Annotated in this window: 7 protein-coding genes; 2 read left to right on the top strand and 5 right to left on the bottom strand. The window is 70.4% G+C overall.

Annotated elements, in window-relative coordinates; genetic code table 11:
- Nucleotides 1-35 precede the first annotated feature (35 nt).
- Nucleotides 36-713: a two-component system response regulator AfsQ1 gene (afsQ1, locus tag FF041_RS10700; RefSeq protein ID WP_323371832.1), complete on the bottom strand. Its 678-nt coding sequence runs from the start codon at nucleotides 711-713 to the stop codon at nucleotides 36-38.
- A 271-nt stretch (nucleotides 714-984) separates the two neighbouring features.
- Between afsQ1 and FF041_RS10705 the strand changes: the two genes are divergently transcribed.
- The gene (locus tag FF041_RS10705) at nucleotides 985-1,704 is read left to right on the top strand and encodes a SigE family RNA polymerase sigma factor (RefSeq protein ID WP_153484304.1); all 720 of its coding nucleotides are present in this window, start codon (nucleotides 985-987) and stop codon (nucleotides 1,702-1,704) included.
- 195 nt (nucleotides 1,705-1,899) lie between these two features.
- Here the strand turns inward: FF041_RS10705 and FF041_RS10710 are convergent, their stop codons facing one another.
- Nucleotides 1,900-2,562, bottom strand: coding sequence for a uridine kinase family protein (locus FF041_RS10710; RefSeq protein WP_323391609.1), 663 nt, complete (start codon nucleotides 2,560-2,562; stop codon nucleotides 1,900-1,902).
- A 119-nt stretch (nucleotides 2,563-2,681) separates the two neighbouring features.
- Here FF041_RS10710 and FF041_RS10715 point away from each other — a divergent pair, with 119 nt between their 5' ends.
- Complete coding sequence (locus tag FF041_RS10715) at nucleotides 2,682-3,080, top strand: hypothetical protein (RefSeq protein WP_153522382.1); 399 nt, start codon at nucleotides 2,682-2,684, stop codon at nucleotides 3,078-3,080.
- 151 nt (nucleotides 3,081-3,231) lie between these two features.
- On the opposite strand, the gene FF041_RS10720 is transcribed toward FF041_RS10715, so the two are convergent.
- From FF041_RS10720 to deoC, 3 genes are read right to left on the bottom strand one after another with little or no spacing between them, the layout of a single operon-like run.
- On the bottom strand, nucleotides 3,232-4,116 hold the full coding sequence (locus FF041_RS10720) for an aldehyde dehydrogenase family protein (RefSeq protein ID WP_153522384.1): 885 nt from the start codon (nucleotides 4,114-4,116) through the stop codon (nucleotides 3,232-3,234).
- Nucleotides 4,109-5,554, bottom strand: a complete 1,446-nt coding sequence (locus FF041_RS10725; protein WP_153522386.1) for an aldehyde dehydrogenase family protein — start codon at nucleotides 5,552-5,554, stop codon at nucleotides 4,109-4,111. Before FF041_RS10725 ends, FF041_RS10720 begins: the two co-directional genes overlap by 8 nt.
- Nucleotides 5,555-5,560: 6 nt before the next feature.
- The gene (gene deoC, locus FF041_RS10730; protein ID WP_153522457.1) at nucleotides 5,561-6,511 is read right to left on the bottom strand and encodes a deoxyribose-phosphate aldolase; all 951 of its coding nucleotides are present in this window, start codon (nucleotides 6,509-6,511) and stop codon (nucleotides 5,561-5,563) included.
- Nucleotides 6,512-6,699 lie beyond the last annotated feature (188 nt).

Genomic DNA, 6,699 nt, shown 5'->3' on the forward strand with positions numbered 1-6,699 from the left:
CGGGCAGGCCGCGGGCGGGACGGCGGCACGGTGGGTCACTGCGGGGCGTCCAGCCGGTAGCCCACACCGCGCACGGTACGGATCAGGGTGGGCGAGGACGGCACGTCCTCCACCTTCGCCCGCAGCCGCTGGACACAGGCGTCCACCAGCCGGGAGTCCCCGAGATAGTCGTGCTCCCACACCAGCCGCAGCAGCTGCTGCCGGGAGAGAGCCTGTCCCGGCCGGCGGCTCAGTTCCAGCAGGAGTCGCAGCTCGGTCGGCGTGAGCTGGAGATCCTCGCCGTTCTTGGTGACCGTCATGGCGGAGCGGTCGATCATCAGCGAGCCGAAGGTGGCGGAGTCGGTGGACTCCCGCTCACCGCGCCGCAGCACGGCCCGGATCCGGGCGTCCAGCACCCGGCCCTGCACGGGTTTGACCACATAGTCGTCGGCTCCGGACTCCAGGCCGACGACCACATCGATGTCGTCGCTGCGCGCGGTGAGCAGAATGATCGGCAGCTGGTCGGTGCGTCTGATGCGACGGCACACCTCGAAGCCGTCGATCCCGGGCAGCATCACATCCAGCACGATCAGGTCCGGCCGCTGCTCGCGCAGCAGTTTCAGACCGTCCTCGCCCGTCGCCGCGGTGGCCACACGGTGGCCTTGGCGGGACAGGGAGAGTTCGAGGGCCGTGCGGATGGCGTCGTCGTCCTCGATAAGCAACAGGAAGGGCACAAACGTCATTCTGGCGTATGGGCGCGTCGGAGTTCGACTGCCCGATCTCCCCCGTACCGGCCACGGGGCCGCGAAATCGCTCTCTTTCCCGTCTTCCCACGCTCTTTCCACCCTTCTCCTGCCTTGTCCCTGTCTTCTCTCCCTCCCTCTCCCACCTCTCCCGTGCCCCTGTTGCAGGTCTGTGACAGTCGGCGGACACCGTGATGAAACACCCCGGGCAGAGTTCTTGGCACACGGACGGAAACACACTCCACTCGACGGGGGGCGCGAGATGAACGCACTGCACAGCACCACCTCAAGCGCGGTTGTCACACGTCTCCACGATGTCGGGCGGACCGAGAAGTCCGGTGCCGTGAACGGGCGGGGGTGCGTTCGCGGCACCGGGCGTCAGCACAAGCCGTCGTACATGACGGTCGTTGACGCCGAGAAGGGGGCCGCGTACAGGGAGAACGGGGGACGGCCGAGCCTCTCCGAGGCGGAGTTCACCGCCTATGTGCAGGAACGTCGTTCCTCTCTGTACGCGACCGCCTACCATCTGACCGGCGACCGGTTCGAGGCCGAGGACCTGCTCCAGAGCGCGCTCTTCTCGACCTACCGGGCCTGGGACCGGATCAGCGACAAGGCGGCGGTCGGGGGATACCTCCGCCGCACCATGACCAATCTGCACATCAGCGCCTGGCGCCGGCGCAAGCTCAACGAGTACCCCACGGAGGAGCTGCCGGAGACGGCGAGCGACACCGACGCGATGCGGGGGACCGAGCTGCGCGCGGTGCTGTGGCAGGCGCTGGCCAGGCTGCCGGAACTCCAGCGGACGATGCTGGTCCTGCGTTACTACGAGGGCCGCACCGACCCGGAGATCGCGGAGATCCTGGACATCAGTGTCGGCACGGTGAAGTCGAGCATCTGGCGGTCGCTCCGCCGGCTGCGCGACGACGAAGTACTCAGCTTCGGCCGTGACCAGGAGGAGTCCTTCGGCGAGCTGGTGGCCTGAGGGTAACGGGGGAAACAAAAAAGGGGGGCCGCCGTCTCGGGGGAGACAGCGGGAACGTGGGAGGCCACAAGGGTCGGGGGACCCGAGCGGCCACGGGGGGCCACGGAAAAAGAGCGGGATCGGACGGGCCGGGGGGTCTTGTCCGATCCCGCTTCTTCCGCGTTCCGGCGCTCCGCCCGCCGTACTGCCGGGGGCTCAGGGGCTGCTGGGCCGGCCGGCCGCCGCGGGCTGTGACGTACGCGGGGTCCGGCAGCGCCCGGCGGCAGCCGCGGCCACCCGGCCCAGCGCCTCCTCCTTGCCGCAGGGGTACGCGCCCAGACCCGTCTGGCGGGCCACGATCCCCCGCTCGGCGCGCATCAGCCGCCAGCCGCGCCGCAGCAGAAAGCCCACCGACTTGCGCCCCTCCCGCAGATCACGCGCGAGCCGGCGGCGGAACGTCACCGAAGGGCGGCCCCGCAGACAGAGCGCGTCGGCCAGGACGCCCAGTTCGCCGCAGCGCGCCACGATGTCCGCCGCGAAGATCCCCTCGGCCACGAACAGCGGCGTACGGTCGATGTCGAACGCCTCCCGGCCCACCCGGGAGCTGGTGGCGATGTCGTACACCGGAACCGTCGTACGCCCCGTCCGGCACAGATCCGCGATGGCCGCGACGGCGGCGTCCGCGTCCCAGGACCGGGGCGAGTCCCAGTCGATGTCGGAGCCTCCAGCGACCAGCGGAAGCGTCGGGTCGTCGCCCTCCTTGTAGAAATCGTCCAGGCGCAGCACGGGCAGTCCCGTGCGGGCGGCGAGAGACGATTTTCCGGATCCGGAAGGGCCCGTGAGCAGCACCACGCGGGTGGGTATCGGGGAAGAGGTCACGGGACACCAGTGTGAGGCATTGACCCGTAAGGGGCCCCATCGGGGAGGACGGTGGATGGAGAATCACACTGTCCCATACGCTGAGTGCTCGTCCGATTACTCATCCAGGCGGGAACTCCATGGCACGTCACTCAGCTCACCAGTCCCGGCGCATCGCTCTGCGCGCCGGTCTGACCGTCGCTGCGGCGGCAGCCGCCCTCGGCGCGAGCGGCACCGCGCACGCGGCTCCGGCTCCGCCCACGGTCGGCCTCGACGGGGCGGCTGCCGCCCTCAACGAGTCGGCGCAGGGGGTGACCGGCGCGGTCACCAACTCCATCGCCGGCATCTCCTACCTCACCAGCCTTCAGCTCAACCCGCTGGCCAAGACGGGCACCGATCCGCTGGCCAACGGGGTGGCCACCCAGATCGCCGACTTCAAGCCCATCTCCACGGAGCTGATCACCGGGCCCCTGGCGCAGGGCGGAGGGCTGAAGGATCTGCCGCTGGTGGGGGGCGTGGTGAAGATGCTGCCGCTCTGAGGGGTGGTGGGGCGGGGGAGTTCCCTGCTGCTTTGAGGGGGGTGGTGGTGCGGGAAGGTTCCCTGCCGCTCGGGGGGCGGTGGCACGCAAGAGCCCCCTGCCGTCGGACGGGACGGCAGGGGGCTTTCGGCGGGGGCGGTCCGCTCAGTACTCAGTACGAGGAACCTGCCGCGCCCAGCGCGCCGGTGGGGTGCCAGACGGTCTTCGTCTCCAGGAACGCGGTCATCCGCCGCGTGCCGGGATCCGCCGTGTAGTCCACGGCCGCCGGGCGCAGCACCCGCTTGAGATTATCCGCGGCGGCGATCTCCAGCTCCTTCGCCAGCGCCGCGTCGGCGCCGGCGAGGTCGATCGCGTTGACGTCCTGGTGCGCGGCCAGCGGGGCCGCGAGCTCCGCCGTACGGCCGGAGAGGACGTTGACCACGCCGCCGGGCAGATCCGAGGTGGCCAGCACCTCGCCCAGCGAGAGCGCGGGCAGCGGGGCCCGCTCGCTCGCCACGACCACCGCGGTGTTCCCGGTGGCGATCACCGGGGCGATCACCGACATCAGGCCGAGGAAGGACGAGTCCTGCGGCGCGAGCACCGTGACCACACCGGTCGGCTCGGGCGTGGAGAGGTTGAAGAACGGCCCGGCCACCGGGTTGGCGCCGCCCACCAGCTGGGCGATCTTGTCGGTCCAGCCCGCGTACCAGACCCAGCGGTCGATCGCCGCGTCCACCTGGGCCGCTGCCTTCGACTTGGACAGGCCCTCCGCGTCCGCGACCTCCCGGACGAACTGCTCGCGGCGGCCCTCCAGCATCTCGGCGACGCGGTAGAGGATCTGCCCGCGGTTGTACGCGGTCGCGCCCGACCAGCCGCCGAACGCCTTACGGGCCGCGACCACCGCGTCGCGGGCGTCCTTACGGGACGAGAGGGGCGCGTTCGCCAGCCACTTGCCCTTCGGGTCGGTCACCTCGTACACCCGCCCGCTCTCGGAACGCGGGAACTTTCCGCCCACGTACAGCTTGTAGGTCTTGAACACGCTGAGTCGGTCAGACATCGAGGTACGCCTCCAGGCCGTGGCGACCGCCCTCGCGGCCGAAGCCCGACTCCTTGTAGCCGCCGAAAGGCGAGGTCGGGTCGAACTTGTTGAACGTGTTGGCCCAGACGACACCCGCCCGGAGCTTGCTCGCGACGGCGAGGATGCGCGAGCCCTTCTCCGTCCAGATGCCCGCCGACAGGCCGTACTGGCTGTTGTTCGCCTTGGCGACGGCCTCGTCGGGGGTGCGGAACGTCAGCACGGACAGCACCGGGCCGAAGATCTCGTCCCGGGCGACGGTGTGCGCCTGGGTGACGTTGGTGAACAGCGTCGGGGCGAACCAGTAGCCGGCGGAGGGCAGCTCGCAGGGGGCCGACCAGCGCTCCGCGCCCTCCGCCTCGCCGGTCTCGGCGAGAGCGGTGATCCGGGCGAGCTGCTCGGCGGAGTTGATCGCGCCGATGTCGGTGTTCTTGTCGAGCGGGTCGCCCAGTCGCAGCGTGGACAGCCGGCGCTTGAGGGCGTCCAGCAGCTCCTCCTGGATCGACTCCTGGACCAGCAGCCGGGAGCCCGCGCAGCAGACCTGGCCCTGGTTGAAGAAGATGCCGTTGACGATGCCCTCGACGGCCTGGTCGATGGGGGCGTCGTCGAAGACGATGTTCGCGCCCTTGCCGCCCAGCTCCAGGGTGACCTTCTTGTCCGTGCCGGCGATCTCGCGGGCGATGGCCTTGCCGACCGCCGTGGAGCCGGTGAAGGCGACCTTGTTGATGCCGGGGTGCGAGACGAGCGCCTGACCGGTGCGGCCGTCGCCGGTGACGATGTTGACGACGCCCCGGGGAAGGCCCGCCTGGCGGCAGATGTCCGCGAAGAAGAGAGCGGAGAGCGGAGTCGTCTCGGCGGGCTTCAGCACGACCGTGTTGCCCGTCGCCAGCGCGGGGGCGATCTTCCACGCCAGCATCAGCAGCGGGAAGTTCCAGGGGATGACCTGGCCCGCCACGCCCAGCGGGCGCGGGTTCGGGCCGTAGCCGGCGTGGTCGAGCTTGTCGGCCCAGCCCGCGTAGTAGAAGAAGTGCGCGGCGACCAGCGGGAGGTCCGCGTCGCGGGTCTCCTTGATCGGCTTGCCGTTGTCGAGGGTCTCCAGCACCGCGAGCTCGCGGCTGCGCTCCTGGATGATCCGCGCGATGCGGAAGAGGTACTTGGCGCGCTCCGAGCCGGGCAGCGCGGACCACTTCTCGAACGCCTTACGGGCGGCCTTGACGGCGCGGTCGACGTCCTCGGCGTTGGCCTGGGCGTACTCGGCGAGGACTTCCTCGGTGGCGGGGGAGACCGTCTTGTTGCGATCCTGGCCGCTGGACTCCGTGAACTCGCCGTCGATGAAGAGTCCGTAGGAGGGGGCGATGTCGACGATCGCGCGGGATTCGGGCGCGGGCGCGTACGCGAAGGGGTTGGTCGTCGTTGTCATATGCGCTCAGTCCACAGTCACATAGTCGGGGCCGGAGTAGCGGCCGGTGGCCAGCTTCTGGCGCTGCATCAGCAGATCGTTGAGCAGGCTGGAGGCGCCGAAACGGAACCAGTGGGGGTCCAGCCAGTCCGGTCCCGCGGTCTCGTTGACCAGGACCAGGAACTTGATCGCGTCCTTGGTGGTGCGGATGCCGCCCGCGGGCTTCACTCCGACCTGCACCCCGGTCTGCCGCCGGAAGTCGCGGACGGCCTCCAGCATGAGCAGCGTGTTGGCGGGGGTGGCGTTGACGGCGACCTTGCCGGTCGAGGTCTTGATGAAGTCCGCGCCCGCGAGCATGCCGAGCCAGGAGGCACGGCGGATGTTGTCGTAGGTCGAGAGCTCGCCGGTCTCGAAGATGACCTTGAGCCGGGCGGAGCCCGCGGCCTCCTTGACGGCCCGGATCTCCTCGTACACCTTCAGATATCCGCCCGCCAGGAAGGCGCCTCGGTCGATGACCATGTCGATCTCATCGGCCCCGGCGGCGACGGCGTCACGGGTGTCGGCGAGCTTGACGCCGAGGGCCGCGCGGCCGGCGGGGAAGGCGGTCGCGACGGAGGCGACCTTGACGCCGGAGCCCTGGAGGCCCGCCTTGGCGGTGGCGACCATGTCGGGATAGACGCAGACCGCGGCGGTGGCGGGGGTGGTCCGGTCGGTGGGGTCGGGGCGCACGGCCTTGGCGGCGAGGGAACGGACCTTGCCGGGGGTGTCGGCGCCTTCGAGTGTGGTGAGGTCGATCATCGAGATGGCGAGATCGATGGCGTATGCCTTGGCGGTGGTCTTGATCGACCGCGTGCCGAGCGAGGCGGCCCGGGCTTCGAGCCCGACGGGGTCTACCCCGGGCAGCCCGTGGAGATAGCGACGGAGGGCCTGGTCGGAGGCGGTGACCTCCGGGAGGGCGGATGCGGGTGCGATGGGCATGCTCACCACCCGAGCATATCTACGCGCGTAGCTGCCTGTATAGGGGGTGGGGGCTTGTAAGGGGGCGGGGGCTGGGTAGGCGGTGGTGCCCGCTCCGGGTGGGGTGGGGTGGGGTGTGTTGTGGGCTGGGGTGCGGGGTCGCTTCGGGTGGGTGCGGTGCGGGCTGGGGCCGGTGGGGTGGGTCCGGG

Source organism: Streptomyces jumonjinensis, assembly GCF_009600885.1.
Lineage (GTDB): Bacteria > Actinomycetota > Actinomycetes > Streptomycetales > Streptomycetaceae > Streptomyces > Streptomyces jumonjinensis.

Coding starts and splice junctions, on each gene's coding strand:
- FF041_RS10725 (WP_153522386.1), bottom strand. CDS start 5,554: ATGACAACGACGACCAACCCCTTCGCGTACGCGCCCGCGCCCGAATCC.
- FF041_RS10715 (WP_153522382.1), top strand. CDS start 2,682: ATGGCACGTCACTCAGCTCACCAGTCCCGGCGCATCGCTCTGCGCGCC.
- FF041_RS10705 (WP_153484304.1), top strand. CDS start 985: ATGAACGCACTGCACAGCACCACCTCAAGCGCGGTTGTCACACGTCTC.
- deoC (WP_153522457.1), bottom strand. CDS start 6,511: ATGCCCATCGCACCCGCATCCGCCCTCCCGGAGGTCACCGCCTCCGAC.
- FF041_RS10720 (WP_153522384.1), bottom strand. CDS start 4,116: ATGTCTGACCGACTCAGCGTGTTCAAGACCTACAAGCTGTACGTGGGC.